Annotated in this window: 20 protein-coding genes; 15 read left to right on the top strand and 5 right to left on the bottom strand. The window is 52.0% G+C overall.

Features of this window, described 5'->3' with window-relative positions; all coding sequences use genetic code 11:
- Positions 1 to 60: 60 nt before the first annotated feature.
- On the bottom strand, positions 61 to 249 hold the full coding sequence (locus GC56T3_RS15045; protein ID WP_013146234.1) for a hypothetical protein: 189 nt from the start codon (positions 247 to 249) through the stop codon (positions 61 to 63).
- A 153-nt stretch (positions 250 to 402) separates the two neighbouring features.
- On the opposite strand from GC56T3_RS15045, the gene GC56T3_RS15040 reads away from it, so the two are divergent.
- Positions 403 to 1,008, top strand: a complete 606-nt coding sequence (locus tag GC56T3_RS15040; protein WP_193568245.1) for an HTH-type transcriptional regulator Hpr — start codon at positions 403 to 405, stop codon at positions 1,006 to 1,008.
- Here GC56T3_RS15040 and GC56T3_RS15035 read toward each other — a convergent pair.
- The gene (locus GC56T3_RS15035; protein ID WP_013146232.1) at positions 1,001 to 1,342 is read right to left on the bottom strand and encodes a YhaI family protein; all 342 of its coding nucleotides are present in this window, start codon (positions 1,340 to 1,342) and stop codon (positions 1,001 to 1,003) included. The two genes, GC56T3_RS15040 and GC56T3_RS15035, sit on opposite strands and share 8 nt — an antisense overlap.
- Positions 1,343 to 1,533: 191 nt before the next feature.
- On the opposite strand from GC56T3_RS15035, the gene GC56T3_RS15030 reads away from it, so the two are divergent.
- Entirely contained in the window at positions 1,534 to 1,713 is a 180-nt protein-coding gene (locus GC56T3_RS15030) for a hypothetical protein (RefSeq protein WP_014194994.1), read from the top strand.
- 141 nt (positions 1,714 to 1,854) lie between these two features.
- Here GC56T3_RS15030 and GC56T3_RS18925 read toward each other — a convergent pair whose 3' ends face one another.
- On the bottom strand, positions 1,855 to 1,944 hold the full coding sequence (locus GC56T3_RS18925) for a YjcZ family sporulation protein (RefSeq protein ID WP_021322511.1): 90 nt from the start codon (positions 1,942 to 1,944) through the stop codon (positions 1,855 to 1,857).
- A 255-nt stretch (positions 1,945 to 2,199) separates the two neighbouring features.
- On the opposite strand from GC56T3_RS18925, the gene GC56T3_RS15025 reads away from it, so the two are divergent.
- Positions 2,200 to 3,045 carry a peptidylprolyl isomerase gene (locus GC56T3_RS15025; RefSeq protein WP_013146230.1) on the top strand — a complete coding sequence of 282 codons (846 nt, stop codon included), beginning with the start codon at positions 2,200 to 2,202 and terminating at the stop codon, positions 3,043 to 3,045.
- A 77-nt stretch (positions 3,046 to 3,122) separates the two neighbouring features.
- Here GC56T3_RS15025 and GC56T3_RS15020 read toward each other — a convergent pair whose 3' ends face one another.
- Positions 3,123 to 3,545 carry an HIT family protein gene (locus tag GC56T3_RS15020; protein ID WP_014194996.1) on the bottom strand — a complete coding sequence of 141 codons (423 nt, stop codon included), beginning with the start codon at positions 3,543 to 3,545 and terminating at the stop codon, positions 3,123 to 3,125.
- A 466-nt stretch (positions 3,546 to 4,011) separates the two neighbouring features.
- On the opposite strand from GC56T3_RS15020, the gene GC56T3_RS15015 reads away from it, so the two are divergent.
- The 9 genes from GC56T3_RS15015 to GC56T3_RS20035 all read left to right on the top strand — a co-directional run bounded on the left by GC56T3_RS15015 (position 4,012) and on the right by GC56T3_RS20035 (position 12,731).
- Positions 4,012 to 4,749, top strand: coding sequence for an ABC transporter ATP-binding protein (locus tag GC56T3_RS15015; protein WP_013146229.1), 738 nt, complete (start codon positions 4,012 to 4,014; stop codon positions 4,747 to 4,749).
- Positions 4,746 to 5,960 carry an ABC transporter permease gene (locus GC56T3_RS15010; RefSeq protein ID WP_013146228.1) on the top strand — a complete coding sequence of 405 codons (1,215 nt, stop codon included), beginning with the start codon at positions 4,746 to 4,748 and terminating at the stop codon, positions 5,958 to 5,960. Before GC56T3_RS15015 ends, GC56T3_RS15010 begins: the two co-directional genes overlap by 4 nt.
- A gap of 148 nt (positions 5,961 to 6,108) precedes the next feature.
- Positions 6,109 to 7,509: a hypothetical protein gene (locus GC56T3_RS15005; protein WP_013146227.1), complete on the top strand. Its 1,401-nt coding sequence runs from the start codon at positions 6,109 to 6,111 to the stop codon at positions 7,507 to 7,509.
- 205 nt (positions 7,510 to 7,714) lie between these two features.
- A complete protein-coding gene (hemE, locus tag GC56T3_RS15000; RefSeq protein ID WP_013146226.1) occupies positions 7,715 to 8,752 on the top strand; it encodes a uroporphyrinogen decarboxylase in 1,038 nt (345 codons plus the stop codon).
- 16 nt (positions 8,753 to 8,768) lie between these two features.
- Complete coding sequence (gene hemH / locus GC56T3_RS14995; protein ID WP_013146225.1) at positions 8,769 to 9,719, top strand: ferrochelatase; 951 nt, start codon at positions 8,769 to 8,771, stop codon at positions 9,717 to 9,719.
- Entirely contained in the window at positions 9,712 to 11,151 is a 1,440-nt protein-coding gene (gene hemY, locus GC56T3_RS14990; protein ID WP_013146224.1) for a protoporphyrinogen oxidase, read from the top strand. The genes hemH and hemY overlap by 8 nt, the downstream gene beginning before the upstream one ends.
- Positions 11,152 to 11,469: 318 nt before the next feature.
- Complete coding sequence (locus GC56T3_RS14985; protein WP_011230167.1) at positions 11,470 to 12,042, top strand: TetR/AcrR family transcriptional regulator; 573 nt, start codon at positions 11,470 to 11,472, stop codon at positions 12,040 to 12,042.
- A gap of 72 nt (positions 12,043 to 12,114) precedes the next feature.
- On the top strand, positions 12,115 to 12,363 hold the full coding sequence (locus GC56T3_RS20040) for a YhgE/Pip family protein (protein ID WP_041468543.1): 249 nt from the start codon (positions 12,115 to 12,117) through the stop codon (positions 12,361 to 12,363).
- A 92-nt stretch (positions 12,364 to 12,455) separates the two neighbouring features.
- Positions 12,456 to 12,731, top strand: a complete 276-nt coding sequence (locus GC56T3_RS20035; RefSeq protein WP_227456664.1) for a hypothetical protein — start codon at positions 12,456 to 12,458, stop codon at positions 12,729 to 12,731.
- Between the two features lie 303 nt (positions 12,732 to 13,034).
- On the opposite strand, the gene yhfH is transcribed toward GC56T3_RS20035, so the two are convergent.
- Positions 13,035 to 13,172, bottom strand: coding sequence for a protein YhfH (gene yhfH, locus GC56T3_RS18920; RefSeq protein ID WP_013146223.1), 138 nt, complete (start codon positions 13,170 to 13,172; stop codon positions 13,035 to 13,037).
- 151 nt (positions 13,173 to 13,323) lie between these two features.
- Between yhfH and GC56T3_RS14970 the strand changes: the two genes are divergently transcribed.
- From GC56T3_RS14970 to GC56T3_RS14960, 3 genes are all read left to right on the top strand, one after another.
- Positions 13,324 to 14,058: an MBL fold metallo-hydrolase gene (locus GC56T3_RS14970; protein WP_013146222.1), complete on the top strand. Its 735-nt coding sequence runs from the start codon at positions 13,324 to 13,326 to the stop codon at positions 14,056 to 14,058.
- 135 nt (positions 14,059 to 14,193) lie between these two features.
- Positions 14,194 to 15,738, top strand: a complete 1,545-nt coding sequence (locus GC56T3_RS14965; RefSeq protein WP_013146221.1) for a fatty acid--CoA ligase family protein — start codon at positions 14,194 to 14,196, stop codon at positions 15,736 to 15,738.
- A 128-nt stretch (positions 15,739 to 15,866) separates the two neighbouring features.
- Complete coding sequence (locus tag GC56T3_RS14960; protein WP_013146220.1) at positions 15,867 to 16,874, top strand: ABC transporter substrate-binding protein; 1,008 nt, start codon at positions 15,867 to 15,869, stop codon at positions 16,872 to 16,874.
- Positions 16,875 to 16,963 lie beyond the last annotated feature (89 nt).

Below are 16,963 nucleotides of genomic sequence, written 5' to 3'. Positions count from 1 at the left end.
TTTGCTATCAAAGAGAGAGTAGGAAAAAAATACTTATGCTCCATTTGTTTTTAACGCGTATTAGACATAGCTGAGAAGCCAAGCGGTGAGCAAGCAAATGAACGCTATTCCAATATAGCGCAAAGTCCGTTCTTTCAGCAATGCTTTCGGCGGGTACGCCCGCGCTTTCCATAAGGCGAAAAATGCGTTTATAAAAAGACAGAAAAATAAGAATCCGACAGCGATAAGCAGCCATTGTATATACACCATGGCATTCTCCTCCTGTATGCGCCAAGCGCCTTATGCTTACTACTATGAATATGCAAAAAAATCATAAAAATAAATACTTTTGTCTTTATTCCTTTTTGTTTTATTGATATAATGGAGAGTAAAAAATACGGTGAGGGAAGAGTGGGTGGAACGATGAAAGCGACAGAACAGCATTATTCCATCAAAGAGGCGATGTTATTCAGCCAACGAATTGCCCAGCTGAGCAAAGCGCTATGGAAATCGATTGAAAAAGATTGGCAGCGGTGGATCAAGCCGTTTGACTTGAACATTAACGAACATCACATTTTATGGATCGCCTACCACTTCAAAGGAGCCTCGATTTCGGAAATCGCCAAGTTCGGTGTGATGCATGTGTCGACGGCGTTCAACTTCTCAAAGAAATTAGAAGAAAAAGGATTGCTTTCGTTTTCCAAAAAACAGGATGACAAGCGCAATACGTACATTGAGTTGACGGAAAAAGGCGAAGAAGTGTTGATGAAGCTGATGGAGGCGTATGACCCGACGAAAAATGCCGTTTTCAATGGGGCGTTGCCGTTGCGCGAGTTGTACGGAAAGTTTCCAGAAATTTTAGAAATGATGTGCATCGTCCGCAACATTTATGGCGATGATTTCATGGAAATTTTTGAGCGGGCGTTTGAAAACATTAAAGAAGATTTTGTCGAGCAGGACGGCAAACTTGTCAAGCGAAAGCCGAAAACGGAAGAGCACGAGAAAGAATTGGCCAGCCAGGCTAACTGATGGTGCGAATGAGCGTTTTCAGCTCGGTCATCAGCGGGACAAACATTTGTTGGGCCAAAAGAGCGTCAACTGTCTGTTCCAGCGGAAGGTTCGGATGAAGCATCCCAGCAAACTGCACGAGCAGGGGAGTGAACATCGTCAACCCTTCCGCTTTTTGCTGTTCGTATTGGTCGGCAAGCTCTTGGCAAAACGCCAAGAAGGCGTCGACTTCTTCTTTGGTCAAATCCGCGCGGATGATGAGGGAATAAAATGGTTTTTTCGTTTCGTCGATCATTTCCATCAGCAGAGACTGGTGAAATTCCAGCTTGGCCACTCGCTTTTCCAACGATTCCATATATCGTGCTCCTTTTGGTGACGAAAATGTGACCGTTTTTACGTATATTTTACCGAATTTGTGCGCATTCACCAATAGAAAAATCGGTTTGTGTCCGGAAAAAGAAAAATGATTGATTTCCCGCCATGAACGATGTAAAGTTAAAGCCATGGGCGGCGTTTGGCGAAGAATCAAAGAGGAGGGGAACAGTTTTGGTGCTTTCTTTCATCCTCCTGGCGGTTACGGTCTTATTTTTTATCAACCAGCTCACACACTCGCTTTGCGCGCAGCGTGACATCCCGGAGGAGCAGCAGCCGGCGGTTTTTCGCACGATCAATGTCCTTATTACGATTTTATTAATCTCTTCTTACTTTGAAGTGTTGTTTACATAACTTTTCTCTCTTCTAACGGTTGATGCGGGGATTGTTATGTTTTCCTTTTGATGGAGCGAGTTCCATTGTCGTTGCCTCTCCCTTCGTTTCAAGGAAGGCGGCAAAAAAGGGTGCTCCTTTTGCGGGAGCACCCTCTTTCGTTTAGTAGATGACGCAGGCGCAGCCGACAATGATTAGCAAAATAAACAGCACAACAATCAACGCAAAGCCTCCAGAATAAGGTGCGCTCATCGTAACACCCCCTTTCGGCAAGAAGAAGCCTGTCGAGCGCTTCATCCTCATCATATGTATGGCAAGCGTGCATGTTATGGGCGGATGACTAAAGCGGAAAGAGGTTTTTTTTTCGTTGGAAATATGGTATAGTTATTGTCGTGGCTGAAGAGGCGAGCATGTTGTTTCTTGGGCGCGCTTGGGCGCCATTCGATCTGCGCCGCTTGAAAGCGTGGGAACATTCAATCGAAAAAAGATGTAGGAGTTGTGAAGCGAATGAAAAAATGGATGATGGCCGCTGCCGTCGTTTCGCTCATGGCTTTGTCGGCCTGCAGCAACGACGGTTCGGAAGCGATTGTGGAAACGAAAAACGGCAATATTACGAAAGACGAATTTTATAATGAGATGAAAGAGCGCGTCGGCAAATCCGTCCTTCGTGATTTGATTGACGAAAAAGTGTTGAGCAAAAAATACAAGGTAACCGATGAAGAGATCGACCGCGAAATCGAACGAATCAAGGAAGCGTATGGAACGCAATATGATTTGGCCGTGCAGCAGAACGGAGAAAAAGTGATCCGCGAAATGGTCAAGCTCGATTTGCTGCGGACGAAAGCGGCCGTTGAAGACATAAAAGTGACGGAGAAAGAGCTGAAGGAGTATTATGACAACTACAAGCCGAAAATTCGCGCCAGCCATATTTTGGTCAAAGATGAAAAAACAGCAAAAGAAGTAAAGGCGAAGCTTGATAAAGGCGAGGATTTCGCCAAGTTGGCCAAAGAATACTCCCAAGATCCAGGCTCGGCGTCCAACGGCGGCGATTTAGGCTGGTTTGGCCCAGGGAAAATGGTCAAGGAGTTTGAAGAAGCCGCCTATAAGCTGAAAGTCGGCGAAGTGAGCGATCCGGTGAAAACGGATTACGGCTACCATATCATTAAAGTGACGGACAAAGAAAAGAAAAAGTCGTTCAACGAAATGAAAGACGAAATTGCGTTTGAAGTCAAACGGAACAAGCTTGATCCTGCGACGATGCAGTCAAAAGTGGACAAACTGGTGAAAGATGCCGGTGTTGAGATCAAAGACAAAGATTTGCAAGATGTGATCGGGCAGCAAGGAAAACAGTAAAAAAACGGAAGCGGAACATCCCTGCTTCCGTTTTTTTATTTGTGGGCTTGACCTTTCTGCTGTTCAACAACGGGAGATCAGCCGAGCTGTTCGCGAATGGCGGCCGCGATCGCCTGCAGGTCAGCGGGCGTATAGTCGCTTGCATGCGACTTCCAGACCGCGCCAAACCCATCCCCTTTGCCGTAGCGTGGAATGAGGTGAAGATGGTAATGGAACACTGTCTGCCCCGCTTGCTCGCCATTGTTGTTCAATAAGTTGAGCCCGACCGGGGAAAATGCTCGCCTGAGTGCATTGGCAATCGTCGGCACTGCGCGAAACAGTTGGCCGGCCGCCTCCGACGTGAGGGTGAAAATGTTTTCCGTATGTACTTTCGGGATGACAAGCGTATGCCCTTTTGTCACTTGGCTGATGTCCAAAAACGCGAGCACATGGTCGTCTTCGTACACTTTCGCCGCGGGCAATTCGCCGTTAATGATTTTGCAAAAAATGCAATCGCTCACTGTGGTCACCCTTTCCTTCCTATTTTCTTCATTTTACCATAAAAAAACCGGGATGTAATCCCGCAACGCAGGTTACATCCCGGTTGGTGAAAAGGGGAGAGGATGATTCAAGCAAATGTGCGTTTGATGAACACCCCATTTGCAACAAAAGTTGGTTCGGCGTGAGCGCTTCCTTTGTTCAACGTGACCATCCCCTTTGGACAGGCTCGTTGCTTCCCAGCAACGAATGCGATGGTCGCTTCCTAGGAACGTTTACAACGTTTTGCGGCTCACAACGGTGTCTTTGACGAACACCCCATTTCGGATGGATCGTTCATCAACTTTTTGATTCCTCATCCCCTCTTCGCTATTTATCATGCCCGGCTTGAGTGAGTTTATGCAAAAGAACGGTGTGATCTTTTTTTGGTAAGCGAGGCTATCGTTTGGTACAATGGGGACAAAGGCCAGAACGGAAAGGGAGCGGACGATGACGCTTTTAGAAGTGAAGGATCTATCCGGAGGCTACACGGCGCAAAACGTGCTTGAAGACGTGACGTTTGCGGTCGACCGCGGCGAAATGGTCGCCTTGATCGGCCTAAATGGAGCCGGCAAAAGCACGACGATCAAACATATTATCGGCTTGATGGAACCGCGCCGCGGCGCGATTTCCATTAACGGCTATCGGCTTGCGGACGGGCCGGAAACGTATCGAAGGCAGTTTGCTTATATCCCGGAAACGCCGGTGTTGTATGAAGAATTGACGCTTGAGGAACATTTGCGTCTAGCGGCGATGGCGTACGGGTTGAGCGAAGCAGAGTATGAACGCCGCCTTCCGCCGCTGCTTCGCGAGTTTCGATTGGAGCGGCGGCTTTCCTCGTTTCCGGCTCATTTTTCGAAAGGAATGAAGCAAAAAGTCATGATTGTATGCGCCTTTTTGCTTGAACCGCCGCTTTATATCATCGATGAGCCGTTTCTCGGCCTCGATCCGCTTGCCATTCACGCCCTGCTTGAGCGAATGAATGAACAGAAAGAGAAGGGGGCGGGCATTTTGCTGTCGACGCACATTTTGGCGACGGCAGAGCGGTATTGCGACTCATTCGTTATTTTGCACAACGGCCGCGTCAAAGCCAAAGGGACGCTCGATGACATTCGCCGCCAGTTCGGGCTGCGGGGGGCGTCGCTTGATGAACTGTACGTCGAATTGACAAAGGACGATGCGCCATGATTGACGCCCGCCGTCTTTGGAAGCAGCGTTTCCAAGCGGAATGGCGAAAACGGATCCGCTACTTGCGCTATATGTTCAACGACCATTTGCTCGTCGGTTTGATCATTGTGCTTGGCGGCATAGCGGTGATGTACGAGCGCTTTGCGGCGGCGCTTCCTGACTCGTTTCCGTATCCGGCTATTGCGGCGGTCGTGTTCGGCTGGGCGGCGGCCGCTGGATCGGTGCGCACCTTGTTCCGCGAGGCGGATACGGTGTTTTTGTTGCCGGCGGAAGAACGGCTGGGTCTGTATATTCAGCGGGCGTTTTTCGTCTCATGGTTATGGCAGTCGTACGGCCTTTCTTTGCTTTTGCTGTTGGCGGGTCCACTGCATGCTCGCTTTTCCCCGGTGTCATGGCCGCTTTTTTTGTTCGGTCTTTTCTGCTTCAAAGGATGGAGCTTATGGGCCAGTTGGCAAGGAAGCTACATCGCCGATCCGTCTTTTCATCGCTTTGGCGCATTTACCCGTTTCAGCCTAGCGGCGGTGTTCGTTTATTTGGTGCTGGTTGCGGCCCCATGGCCATTTTTTGTCGTTTTGGTTGGTTTGATGGCCGTTCTGTCCATCTATTTGTCACGTTTGACGATAGGGAAAACATGGAAATGGGAACGGATCATCGCGGAAGAACGGCGAGCGGCCACGGCGTTTTACCGGCTGGCCAACTTGTTTACCGACGTTCCGGAATGGCGGGAGGCGGCGAAGCGGCGGCGCTGGCTTGATCCGCTGCTCGCTTTGATACCGTACGACGAGCGGCATGTGTTTTTTCATTTGTATGCCCGCACGTTTTTGCGCACCGGCGGGTATGCTGGTCTGTATGTCCGCCTCACCGCCATTGGAAGCGTCATGCTGGCTGTGATCGATCACCAATACGGGCGGGCGGCCATCGCATTTTTGTTTCTTTACGCGACCGCTGTTCAATTGGCCGCGCTGCCTTCCCATCATCGCTATTCGCTATGGCCGCGGCTGTACCCGTTGCCGCAGGCGCAACCGGATGCTGCGGCGGTTCGGTTGCTTTCCATTCTGCTGATTGGGCAAAATACGGTATTCCATCTCGTACTGTTGGCTGTTTCCCCGCGCCTTCTTTGGCTCGCCACTTGGCTTGGCGGAAACATATGGGGGCTTTGGACGGCAGGGCGGTACGTGCGCCTGCAGCGTGGGCAGAAAGCCGGACGCTAGCGCTGTTTGCGCTGGCGCCGGCGTTTTTCATTTTCAATGGATGGCTGAAGCTTTCACACCTTTTTTCCCGCTTCATATGCTGTAGTACACCGGCCTGGGCGCATGTCCAGCGGTCAGGCTGGAAGTCGGGAAGAAAGGGGAATGATTCATGGGTGTAGAGCTTGTAGCGTTGCACTGGATTTACTTGCTGTTCATCGTGCTCATTATTGGGTTTATGGTCGCCCGCAAAGATACATCGCTCATTTGCATTGCCGGCATCTTTTTATTGGCGGCGGTCGCTACCCATTCGTTGAGCGCGGCGGTCAGCGGAGTGTTTAACAGCTTTATTTACGCCATTGCGGAGCTATTGCCGACGATTTTAGTCATCTCTATTATTGTGGCGATGAGCAAAGTGTTGTCGGCCACCGGCATCAATGATGTCATGGTTTCGCCGTTTGTCCGTTTCATCCGTACGCCGGCTTGGGCGTATTGGACGATCGGAATTTTGATGATGATCATTTCTTGGTTTTTCTGGCCGTCTCCGGCTGTTGCTCTCATGGGGGCAGTTCTGTTGCCGGCAGCGGTCCGGGTGGGCTTGCCGGCGTTGGGAGTGGCGATGGCGATGAACTTGTTCGGGCATGGCATCGCGCTTTCCGGCGATTTTATCATCCAAGGGGCGCCGAAATTAACGGCCGATGCCGCCGGGCTGCCGGTCGGCGATGTCATCGCTGCCAGTGTGCCGCTTGTTTTTGTCATGGGGGCCGTCACAACGGTCACCGCGTTTTACTTGCTGCGCCGTGACATGAAGCGAGGGCGCCTGGCAAGCGGGGAGGCGGAAATGGCTGCAACGGTCGATTCGACGCTGGAAAAAACAAGCCATTTACTGACGGGACAAACGAAAAAATGGCTTGCGCTGTTGATTCCGATTTTGTTCGCCCTTGATGTCATCGCGATGTTTTATTTGCGGTTGCAAGGCGGGGAAGCGACCGCCTTGGTCGGTGGGACGGCGATTTTCATTTTGATTCTCATCTCCGTTCTCGCCCATCGGCAAGAAAGTTTTGCGGAAGTGACCAATTACTTTATTGAAGGGTTTCAGTTCGGGTTTAAAGTGTTCGGCCCTGTTATTCCGATCGCCGCGTTTTTCTATCTTGGCGATGCGGGGTTTGTGAAAATCATCGGCGACTATTTGCCGCAGGCATCGCAAGGCATCGTCAACGATTTAGGGGTTGCCTTGGCTCATGCGGTGCCGCTGAACAATGAGGTGGGGGCGGTTACGCTCACGATCGTCGGGGCGATTACTGGTCTTGACGGCTCCGGGTTTTCCGGCATCTCGCTCGCCGGTTCGATCGCCCATTTGTTTTCTGTAGCGATCGGCGGCGGAGCGGCAACGTTGACGGCGCTCGGCCAAATCGCCGCCATTTGGGTCGGCGGCGGCACGCTCGTTCCGTGGGCGCTCATTCCAGCGGCAGCGATCTGCGGGGTTGACCCGTTTGAGCTGGCGCGCCGCAACCTCATTCCTGTTGCTGTCGGCTTGGTGGTTACGACCGTTGTCGCCATGTTTCTCATCTGAACAGAAAGCTGTCCCGTGCGGCCGGGGCAGCTTTTTTGCTATAATGGGCATGGACTTAAAAATCGGTCGATTTTTTGACAGTTCGCCTTCTTCTCTATACATTGGGTACGGAAAGCTGTATAGTGAAAAGGAGATAGGCAACGTTTAAAGATGAAGAAAACGCGAAACCATTGACGGGATTGTGAGGAAAGAAAGGCGGATGGAGATGGCTAGACAGATCAACGATACATTTTTGCGCGCCTGCCGCGGCGAACAAACATCGTACGTGCCGGTTTGGTATATGCGGCAAGCCGGACGGTCGCAGCCGGAGTATCGGGCGCTGAAAGAAAAATATTCGCTGTTTGAAATTACGCATCAACCGGAGCTTTGCGCGTACGTCACGAGACTTCCAGTTGAGCAATATGGCGTCGATGCCGCCATTTTATATAAAGACATTATGACACCGCTGCCGGCCATTGGCGTGGACGTCGAGATTCAGGGCGGCGTCGGGCCGGTGATCGCGAATCCGATTCGCTCGCTTCAAGACGTCGAGCGGCTTGGGGAGATTGATCCAGAACATGATGTGCCGTATGTGTTTGAAACGATCCGGCTCCTTGTCAACGAACAGTTGGATGTGCCGCTCATCGGGTTTGCCGGGGCGCCGTTTACGTTGGCGAGCTACATGATTGAAGGCGGTCCGTCAAAAAATTATCATAAGACGAAAGCGTTCATGTATGCTGAACCGAAAGCGTGGTTCGCCTTAATGGACAAGCTCGCTGAGATGACGATCCGTTATGTGCGGGCGCAAATTCGGGCAGGGGCAAGCGCTGTGCAAATTTTTGATTCTTGGGTTGGCGCCGTTAATGCTGACGATTACCGGACGTTTATCAAGCCGGCGATGGCGCGCATTTTTGCCGCTTTGCGGGAAGAAGGGGCTCCGCTCATTATGTTTGGCGTCGGCGCCAGTCACTTAGTGCATGAGTGGAACGACTTGCCGCTTGATGTCATCGGCCTTGACTGGCGGCTGTCGATTCGCGAAGCGCGCCGCCAAGGCATTGCGAAAGCGATTCAAGGCAACTTGGATCCGGCGGTGCTTCTTGCGCCGTGGGACGTGATCGAAGAACGGGTGAAGCGCATTTTGGACGAAGGAATGGAACGGCCGGGCTACATCTTCAACTTAGGCCACGGCATTTTTCCGGATGTTCAGCCGGCGACACTGAAGCGTCTGACCGCTTTTATCCACGAATATACGTCAACGAACTAAACGAGGGGGTGGCACAATGGTGAAAAAAACAGTGGGGCTGCTCGTGATGGCGTACGGAACGCCGTACCGGGAAGATGATATTGAACGTTATTATACGCACATTCGCCATGGGCGCAAGCCGCCGCAGGAACAAATCGAGGATTTAAAAGCGCGCTACCGGGCGATCGGCGGGTTGTCGCCGCTTGCGAAAATTACGGAAGAGCAGGCGAAACGGCTCGAGGAGCGGCTGAACGAAGTGCAAGATGAAGTCGAGTTTCGCATGTATTTAGGGCTCAAACATATTGAGCCGTTCATTGAGGATGCCGTCGAGCGCATGCATGATGACGGCATCAAAGAAGCGGTTGGGATCGTCCTAGCCCCTCATTATTCCACATTCAGCATTCGCTCGTACAATGAGCGGGCGAAAGCGGCAGCAAAAAAGCTCGGCGGACCGACCATTTACACGATTGATCAATGGTATGACGAGCCGAAGTTTTTGCAATATTGGGCAGAACAAGTGCGGGCGATTTTTGCCGCCATGCCGGAACGTGAGCGGGAGCGAGCTGTGCTGATCGTATCCGCACATAGTTTGCCGGAAAAAATTATTCAAGGCGGTGACCCGTATCCAACGCAGCTCGAAGATACAGCGAAACGAATTGCTGATCAAGCCGGCGTCGCCCACTATGCCGTCGGCTGGCAAAGCGCCGGTCAGACGCCGGAACCATGGCTTGGGCCGGACGTGCAAGACTTGACGCGCCAGCTTTACGAAGAGCGCGGCTATACGTCGTTCGTTTACGCGCCGGTCGGTTTTGTCGCCGACCATTTGGAAGTGTTGTATGACAACGACATTGAGTGCAAACAGGTGACGGAAGAGATCGGCGCCCGCTATTACCGACCGGAGATGCCCAACACGAATCCATTGTTTATTGATGCATTGGCGTCGGTTGTGTTAAAGCGGTGGGCGGAAGAAGGCGATCGACATGAATGAAGGGCAACGGACGGTCGTCATCATCGGCGGCGGCATTACCGGCTTGACGGCTGCTTACTACTTGCAAAAAGCGATTCGAGAGCAACGCCTCCCACTTGCATGCAAACTTGTCGAGGCGACGCACCGGCTCGGCGGAAAAGTGCAGACGGTCGTCCGCGACGGTTTTGTCATTGAACGCGGTCCAGACTCGTTTTTGGCGCGGAAAACGAGCGCGTTTCGCCTTGTGAAGGAAGTCGGCCTTGAACATGAGATCGTTCATAACGCGACCGGAACATCGTACATTTTGGTCAACGGCAAACTCTATCCCATTCCGGGCGGAGCGGTGATGGGCATTCCGACGCGCATCGCCCCGTTTTTAACGACCGGACTGTTTTCCCCGGCCGGCAAGCTGCGGGCGGCGCTTGACTTTGTGCTGCCGCCGGTGAAAGTCGATGGTGATATGCCGCTTGGCCGCTTCTTCCGCCGCCGCCTCGGCGATGAGGTGGTGGACAATCTCATCGAACCGCTGCTTTCCGGCATTTACGCCGGCGACATTGATGAGATGAGCCTAATGGCGACGTTTCCACAGTTTTTTCAGCTTGAGCAAAAATACGGAAGCCTTGTCCGTGGAGCGAGACGAACGACGCCGAAAGAGCAAAAAGAGCGGAAAGGGGCGTTCCAGACGTTAAAAACGGGCTTGCAGTCGCTCGTTGATGAAGTGGAAAAACGGCTTGAGCCGGGCAGCGTCATCAAAGGGATGCGTGTCGAGCGGATCGTTCGCACCGATTCGGCGTATCGGCTGCAACTGAGCACAGGAGAGGTGTGGGGGGCAGACGGCATCATCGTGACAACGCCGCATCATGTTGTGCCCGACATGTTTGCTGACTATCCGTTTTTCGCCCCGTTCCGTTCAGTGCCGCTGACGTCGGTGGCGACGGTGGCGCTCGCATTTCCGGAGGAGGCGATCCGCCAAGACATTGACGGCACCGGGTTTGTCGTTTCGCGCCGCAGTGATTACACGATGACAGCGTGCACATGGACGCATAAAAAATGGCCGCACACCGCGCCGCCTGGCAAGGCGCTCTTGCGCTGCTACGTCGGGCGCCCGGGCGATGAGGAGATCGTCGACCAACCTGATGATGAGATCGTCCGTGTTGTATTGGATGATTTAAATAAAGTGATGAACATCGCCGGCCAACCGGAGTTCGCCGTCATCTCGCGCTGGAAGCGGGCCATGCCGCAATACACGGTCGGGCACCGCGAGCGGCTGGCGAAGATTAAGCAGCAGATGGCGTCCGAGTTGCCGGGGGTGTTTTTGGCCGGCAGCTCATACGAAGGGCTCGGATTGCCGGATTGCATTGACCAAGGCGAAAAAGCGGTGCGTGACGTGCTTCTGTATTTGCAGCAAGCGCCAGTTCAACAGACGTCCGATCTATACAGCAGCGTCCGTTAACCAACGGTTTTCCAACGCCCTGGTCCGTTCGCCGCTCACATTTGGACGTCGGTGCGGCCGCCCGCCGTTTGAAGCGAAAAGCAGCGGATGGCTGTTTGTCTCTTTTGGTTCGTGGAAGTGGTTTCCGCTGCAAAAGGGATGTGAAAAGAACGTGGGAGAAGCTTCAACGGCGCTTCTACCCATTTGCTTGGAAAGGATGAGGGAGCAGGAAGAAATTCCGTCCCCAATGCGACGGCCCTTTACATCCATGTTGTTTGATAGTATAATGGATACGGATTGACCAAATTGTTCATTTAGTCAGTTTGAAGGATGAGGAGTATGGCAAGCGACCGCAAACGGCAAATCATCGAAGCGGCGGCCCAATCGTTTGCTGCCTTTGGCTACAAGGCGACGACGATGGAGCAGATCGCCAAGCTCGCCAACGTCGGCAAGGGGACGATCTATACGTTTTTTAAAAGCAAAGAGGAACTGCTTGATGAAATCGTCTCCGGATTGATTATGGAAATCAAGGCGGAAGCGGAGCTGGCGATGGACTCGTCGCTGCCGTTTTCCGAAAACGTCCACCGCGCCTTGTACCGCATTTTGGAATTTCGCCAGCGCCATCAGCTGACGGCGAAGCTGCTTCAAGAAGTGCGCAATATCGGTACGGCGGCGGTGCAAGAAGTGCTTGCCAAACTGGATCGGGCAATGGTCGAGTTCATTCGGCAAAAAATTGATGCGGCGGTGGAAAAAGGGGAGATTCGTCCGTGCAATTCGGAAATTACGGCATTTTTGATGCTCAAGACGTACATCGCCTTGATCGTCGATTGGGAAAAAGATCATGAACCGTTGACAAAAGAACAAATTGCTGAATTGTTTACGCTCTATTTTTTGCAAGGATTGTCGAGATAGATGATCCTCTTTTTTTGTTGGAAATTGACCATGCGGACAATTTGGTCATCTGTACAAAGGAGGGAGCGCCATATGCTGCGAAAAGAGCTGCGGGCCATCGTGCTCCGCCCGAAAGTGTTTGTCCCGATCCTTGCTGTTCTGTTCATTCCTCTTCTGTACAGCGGGTCGTTTTTATGGGCGTTTTGGGACCCGTATGGGCATTTGGACCGCCTGCCGGTCGCTGTCGTCAATGAAGACCAAGGAGCTAAACTTGACGGCGAACCGATGCATCTTGGCGACGATGTTGTCAAGCGGCTGAAGGAAAAACATTCATTTGCTTAGCATTTGTTCACTTGGATCATCAGCATAACGTTTATGATGATTGTTCAATTCCTTGTCACCGTGTTTGACAACCCGGGCCGGTTTCTTGCATTTTGCTATTGATTGCCCAGCTAGTTGGAAGCGCCGGTACGTATCCGATTGAGCTCGTTCCGGATGCGTTGCAGTCGCTTCATCCGTGGCTGCTGATGCCCCATGCGATCCGTGGGTTGCGAGCAGTCATTTCAAGCGGCGATTTTTTGGTCATGTGGAAGGAAGCTGCGATATTGCTTGCGACAGCCGCGGTCTTTGCCTTGGCGACGCTCGTGTATTTTCTCCTTCGGTATCGCCGCCGTTATGCGGTATGGACGGAAACAGCGGCTCAAACGTGATGATTGAACCATGCCGTCTCGAAGGCGTCCTAAAAAGATTGGGACGCCTTTTTGCATTGGCCAATATCGGAATCAAACAACAGATGGAAAGTAAATGAAAGGAAAACCATTTGCTGGGACGGGGGATTGCTTTTTGCGGATGGGCCGCCATTAGAACGTTGTGTGTGATGGCGCCCCTGAGATTGGCAAAAAAAAAATGCCTCTTAGCTGGAGGCAGTCAAGAGAAAAGGCAGGCTGCATTGGGGAACAGCCAAACGCCGGCGGGGCAGCCGACGTCGTGACGCAAGAAGGTATTCCGCTTACCTAGTGGCGGTAAGCGGCGCCAAGGCAATCAGAACATGTGTTGCCGTAGCATTCATGCTGCTCGTCAATCTCTTTGCCGCAGTGCGTACATTTTTTAGGTGGCAAGTTTCTGAAAAATTCCAACACTTTCATCAACATTCCGATCCCCTCCGTTGTCTTGGTAATTTTATTGTATTATAACACATAACAAAATGTCAATATGTGTTTTAAAACAAAAATCAACAAAGATGAAAAAATAGGCGCGGTTGTGTATGATGAAGACAAAACGAATGGAAGGAGAGAACCGAAAATGAAAGTGACGGTCATCGGCTATTGGGGAGGGTTCCCGGCCGCCAATGAAGCGACATCGGCGTATTTGTTCGAGCATGACGGATTTTTCCTGCTCGTTGATTGCGGCAGCGGGGCGCTTGCCAAGCTGCAAAACTATACGGCTGTGGAAAACTTAGATGCGGTCATCATCTCCCATTACCATTACGACCATATCGCCGACATCGGCCCGCTCCAATACGCGCGTCTCATTCATAAAAATTTGGGAGCTGACCTTCCTGTCTTGCCGATTTACGGCCATATGGAAGACGAGGCGGCGTTTTCCCGCTTGACGCACAGCGGCATTACGGAAGGAATGGCCTATGACCCGAATGGGACGCTGGCTGTTGGACCGTTTTCGATCACATTTATGAAAACAGTCCATCCGGCGCCATGCTACGCGATGCGCATTACGGCCGGCGGCAAGACAGTTGTTTATACAGCCGATTCAAGCTATATACCGGAGTTTCTTCCGTTTGCCAAAGGAGCCGACTTGCTCATTTGCGAGTGCAACTTTTACGCTGGGCAAAACGCGGCGCCGGCTGGGCATATGACGAGTGAGGAGGCGGCGGCCATCGCGGAGGGAGCACGTGTCGGAGAATTATGGTTGACGCATTTGCCGCACGTTGGCCGGCACGAGCAGCTGGTTGAGGAGGCTGGCCGGACGTTCCGCGGTGTCATCCGCCTCGCCCGCACTGGCCTCACATGGGGGCAATAGGCCAAAAACAGGGGAGAACAGCAAAGGAAACGCTTTCCCTTGCCCTTTGCTGTTCTTTTTTTATAATGGATATAGTTCGAATTTTTTTACTTATAAAATGAATGGTCATTCATTCATTTTGGGGGAGGAGCGTATATGAACGTAACGACGCGGTTGGCGCAAATTGCGAAGCAGTTGCCGGACAAGGAAGCGTATGTGTTCATGAAAGAGCGGTGCACGTATCAACAATTGGACGAAGCCATTTCCCGATTTGCCGACGGATTGGCGCGGCTTGGCGTTCGCCGAGGCGACCATATCGCTTTGTTGCTTGGCAACTCGCCGCAGTTCGTCATCGGCTTGTACGGGGCGCTGCGGCTTGGGGCGACCGTCATTCCGATCAATCCCATTTACACGCCCGAGGAAATTTCTTATATTTTGCACAACGGCGATGTCAAAGCGGTGATCAGTCTCGACTTGCTTGCTCCGTTGTTTGTGGAGGCGAAGAAGCGGCTTCCGCTGCTCGAGCATGCGATCGTTTGTGAAACGCCGGAAGGGAAGGAAAAAGGCATTTCCCTGTCGGAAGGAATGAAATCGTTTGCAGAAGTGTTGGCGGACGGCAGCCCAGACTTTACCGGACCTGAACTGGGTGATGACGATGTCGCCGTCATTTTGTACACATCGGGGACGACGGGCAAGCCGAAAGGGGCGATGCTCACTCATCAAAACATATACAGCAATGCGCAAGATACGGCCGATTATTTAGGCATCAATGAAAATGACCGCGTCATTGCCGCGTTGCCGATGTTTCATGTGTTTTGCTTGACCGTGGCGCTCAACGCCCCATTAATGAACGGCGGAACGGTGCTCATTATGCCAAAGTTCAGCCCGGCGAAGTTGTTTCAGCTAGCTCGCGAGGAAAAGGCGACGATTTTTGCCGGCGTGCCGACGATGTACAATTTCCTTTATCAATATGAAGGTGGAAGTGCGGACGATTTGCGGACGCTCCGCCTCTGCATCTCAGGCGGCGCTTCGATGCCGGTCGCCTTGCTTGAAAACTTTGAGAAAAAGTTCAACGTCATTATTTCGGAAGGGTACGGGCTTTCGGAGGCGTCCCCTGTCACCTGCTTCAATCCGCTCGACCGGCCGCGCAAACCCGGCTCGATTGGAACAAGCATTAAGAATGTTGAAAATAAAGTCGTCAACGAATATGGAGAAGAAGTGCCCATCGGTGAGGTTGGCGAGCTTGTCGTCCGGGGGCCGAACGTCATGAAAGGGTACTACAAAATGCCTGAAGAGACCTCGGCCGCCTTGCGCGACGGCTGGCTGCACACCGGCGATTTGGCGCGCATGGACGAGGACGGCTATTTCTATATCGTCGACCGAAAGAAAGAGATGATTATCGTCGGCGGCTACAACGTGTATCCGCGCGAAGTCGAAGAAGTGCTGTACAGCCATCCGGATGTTGTGGAAGCTGCGGTGATCGGCGTGCCGGATCCAGACTACGGAGAGGCCGTGCGGGCGTATGTTGTCGCGAAAAATCAGGAGCTGACGGAAGCAGAGCTCATCGCTTACTGCCGTGAGCGGTTGGCAAAATATAAAGTGCCGAGCGCGATTGACTTTTTGGACGAGCTGCCGAAAAATGCGACAGGAAAAATTTTGCGAAGAGCGTTAAAAGAGCGGCTCGCGTCTTCCCACGCTTGATGGTGCTGAATTTTCAGCACCTTTTCTTTTTTTTTGAATAGTATATTGAAAACAAGTAGAGAAATTTATATAATTTAACACATAAAAGTTTAAAAGGGCTAAACTTTTCTACATAGGGGGATGGGATCATGGGCCAATCGATTCGGCGGCTCGCCGCGGTGTGCGCGGCCGGCTTTTTGTTGCTTGGAGGCTGCGGCGGCGCGAAAGAGACGGGAAGCAGCCAGGGAAGCGGCGGAAAGAGCGAGAAAGAAAAGACGTACAAAATCGGCGTGACGCAAATTGTCGAGCATCCATCGCTCGATGCGGCGCGCAAGGGATTCCAGCAGGCGTTAAAAGACAAAGGGCTGTCCGTTGAGTATGACGTGCAAATCGCCCAAGGCGACCAAAGCAACAACCAAACGATCGCCAATAATTTTGTTTCGGACGGCGTCGACTTGATTTTTGCCAACTCAACGCCAAGTGCGCAGGCGGCGCTCAATGCGACAAAAGACATTCCGATCGTGTTCACTTCGGTGACTGACCCAGTCGGCGCGCAGCTTGTCCAATCGATGGAAAAACCGGGCGGCAATGTGACGGGAACGACCGATACGCACCCGGAGGCCATTCCGAAAACGGTGCAGTTTATTGACAAATATATCAAAGGCAACCGTGTCGGCATGGTATATAACGCCGGCGAACAAAACTCCGTCGCTCAAATCGAGCAGGTGAAAAAGGCGATGCAAGGAACGGACTTGAAAATTGTTCCGGCGTCAGTATCGACATCAGCAGAGGTGAAGCAGGCGACCGAGTCGCTCGTCGGCAAAGTTGATTGTCTGTACATCATCACCGACAATACGGTCGTCTCGGCGCTTGAATCCGTCATTCAAGTGGCGAATGAGCACGACATTCCGCTTTTTGTCGGTGAACTCGATTCCGTCAAGCGCGGCGGTTTTGCGGCGTACGGGTTTGACTATTATGACATCGGCTACGAAGCGGGGGAAATGGCGGCGCAAATTTTGCAAGACGGCAAAAAGCCAGCTGATTTGCCAGTGCAATATCCACAAAAATTGAAGCTTGTCATCAACAAAAAAGCAGCGCAAGAAATGGGCATCAAGCTCAATCCAGAATGGGATTCCATTGCGGAATATATTGAATAAGCGGCCGTCCCTCCTTCGATGAAGGAGGGGGCCAAAGTAGGTAAAAGTGCGTTTTGACACTCAACGTGTCACATGCGCCTTCGGTCTGT

The organism is Geobacillus sp. C56-T3 (assembly GCF_000092445.1).
GTDB lineage: Bacteria > Bacillota > Bacilli > Bacillales > Anoxybacillaceae > Geobacillus > Geobacillus thermoleovorans.
Note: the sequence above shows the minus strand (reverse complement) of the source record. Positions and strands in the feature narration are given on the sequence as shown.

What these genes read in the sequence shown, in the direction of transcription:
- GC56T3_RS15005 (WP_013146227.1), top strand. Translation starts at nt 6,109, where the DNA reads ATGGGTGTAGAGCTTGTAGCGTTGCACTGGATTTACTTGCTGTTCATC.
- GC56T3_RS14960 (WP_013146220.1), top strand. Translation starts at nt 15,867, where the DNA reads ATGGGCCAATCGATTCGGCGGCTCGCCGCGGTGTGCGCGGCCGGCTTT.
- GC56T3_RS14965 (WP_013146221.1), top strand. Translation starts at nt 14,194, where the DNA reads ATGAACGTAACGACGCGGTTGGCGCAAATTGCGAAGCAGTTGCCGGAC.
- hemE (WP_013146226.1), top strand. Translation starts at nt 7,715, where the DNA reads ATGGCTAGACAGATCAACGATACATTTTTGCGCGCCTGCCGCGGCGAA.
- GC56T3_RS14970 (WP_013146222.1), top strand. Translation starts at nt 13,324, where the DNA reads ATGAAAGTGACGGTCATCGGCTATTGGGGAGGGTTCCCGGCCGCCAAT.
- hemY (WP_013146224.1), top strand. Translation starts at nt 9,712, where the DNA reads ATGAATGAAGGGCAACGGACGGTCGTCATCATCGGCGGCGGCATTACC.
- GC56T3_RS15025 (WP_013146230.1), top strand. Translation starts at nt 2,200, where the DNA reads ATGAAAAAATGGATGATGGCCGCTGCCGTCGTTTCGCTCATGGCTTTG.
- hemH (WP_013146225.1), top strand. Translation starts at nt 8,769, where the DNA reads ATGGTGAAAAAAACAGTGGGGCTGCTCGTGATGGCGTACGGAACGCCG.
- GC56T3_RS15040 (WP_193568245.1), top strand. Translation starts at nt 403, where the DNA reads ATGAAAGCGACAGAACAGCATTATTCCATCAAAGAGGCGATGTTATTC.
- GC56T3_RS20040 (WP_041468543.1), top strand. Translation starts at nt 12,115, where the DNA reads ATGCTGCGAAAAGAGCTGCGGGCCATCGTGCTCCGCCCGAAAGTGTTT.
- GC56T3_RS14985 (WP_011230167.1), top strand. Translation starts at nt 11,470, where the DNA reads ATGGCAAGCGACCGCAAACGGCAAATCATCGAAGCGGCGGCCCAATCG.
- GC56T3_RS15045 (WP_013146234.1), bottom strand. Translation starts at nt 249, where the DNA reads ATGGTGTATATACAATGGCTGCTTATCGCTGTCGGATTCTTATTTTTC.
- yhfH (WP_013146223.1), bottom strand. Translation starts at nt 13,172, where the DNA reads ATGTTGATGAAAGTGTTGGAATTTTTCAGAAACTTGCCACCTAAAAAA.
- GC56T3_RS15015 (WP_013146229.1), top strand. Translation starts at nt 4,012, where the DNA reads ATGACGCTTTTAGAAGTGAAGGATCTATCCGGAGGCTACACGGCGCAA.
- GC56T3_RS15010 (WP_013146228.1), top strand. Translation starts at nt 4,746, where the DNA reads ATGATTGACGCCCGCCGTCTTTGGAAGCAGCGTTTCCAAGCGGAATGG.
- GC56T3_RS18925 (WP_021322511.1), bottom strand. Translation starts at nt 1,944, where the DNA reads ATGAGCGCACCTTATTCTGGAGGCTTTGCGTTGATTGTTGTGCTGTTT.
- GC56T3_RS15035 (WP_013146232.1), bottom strand. Translation starts at nt 1,342, where the DNA reads ATGGAATCGTTGGAAAAGCGAGTGGCCAAGCTGGAATTTCACCAGTCT.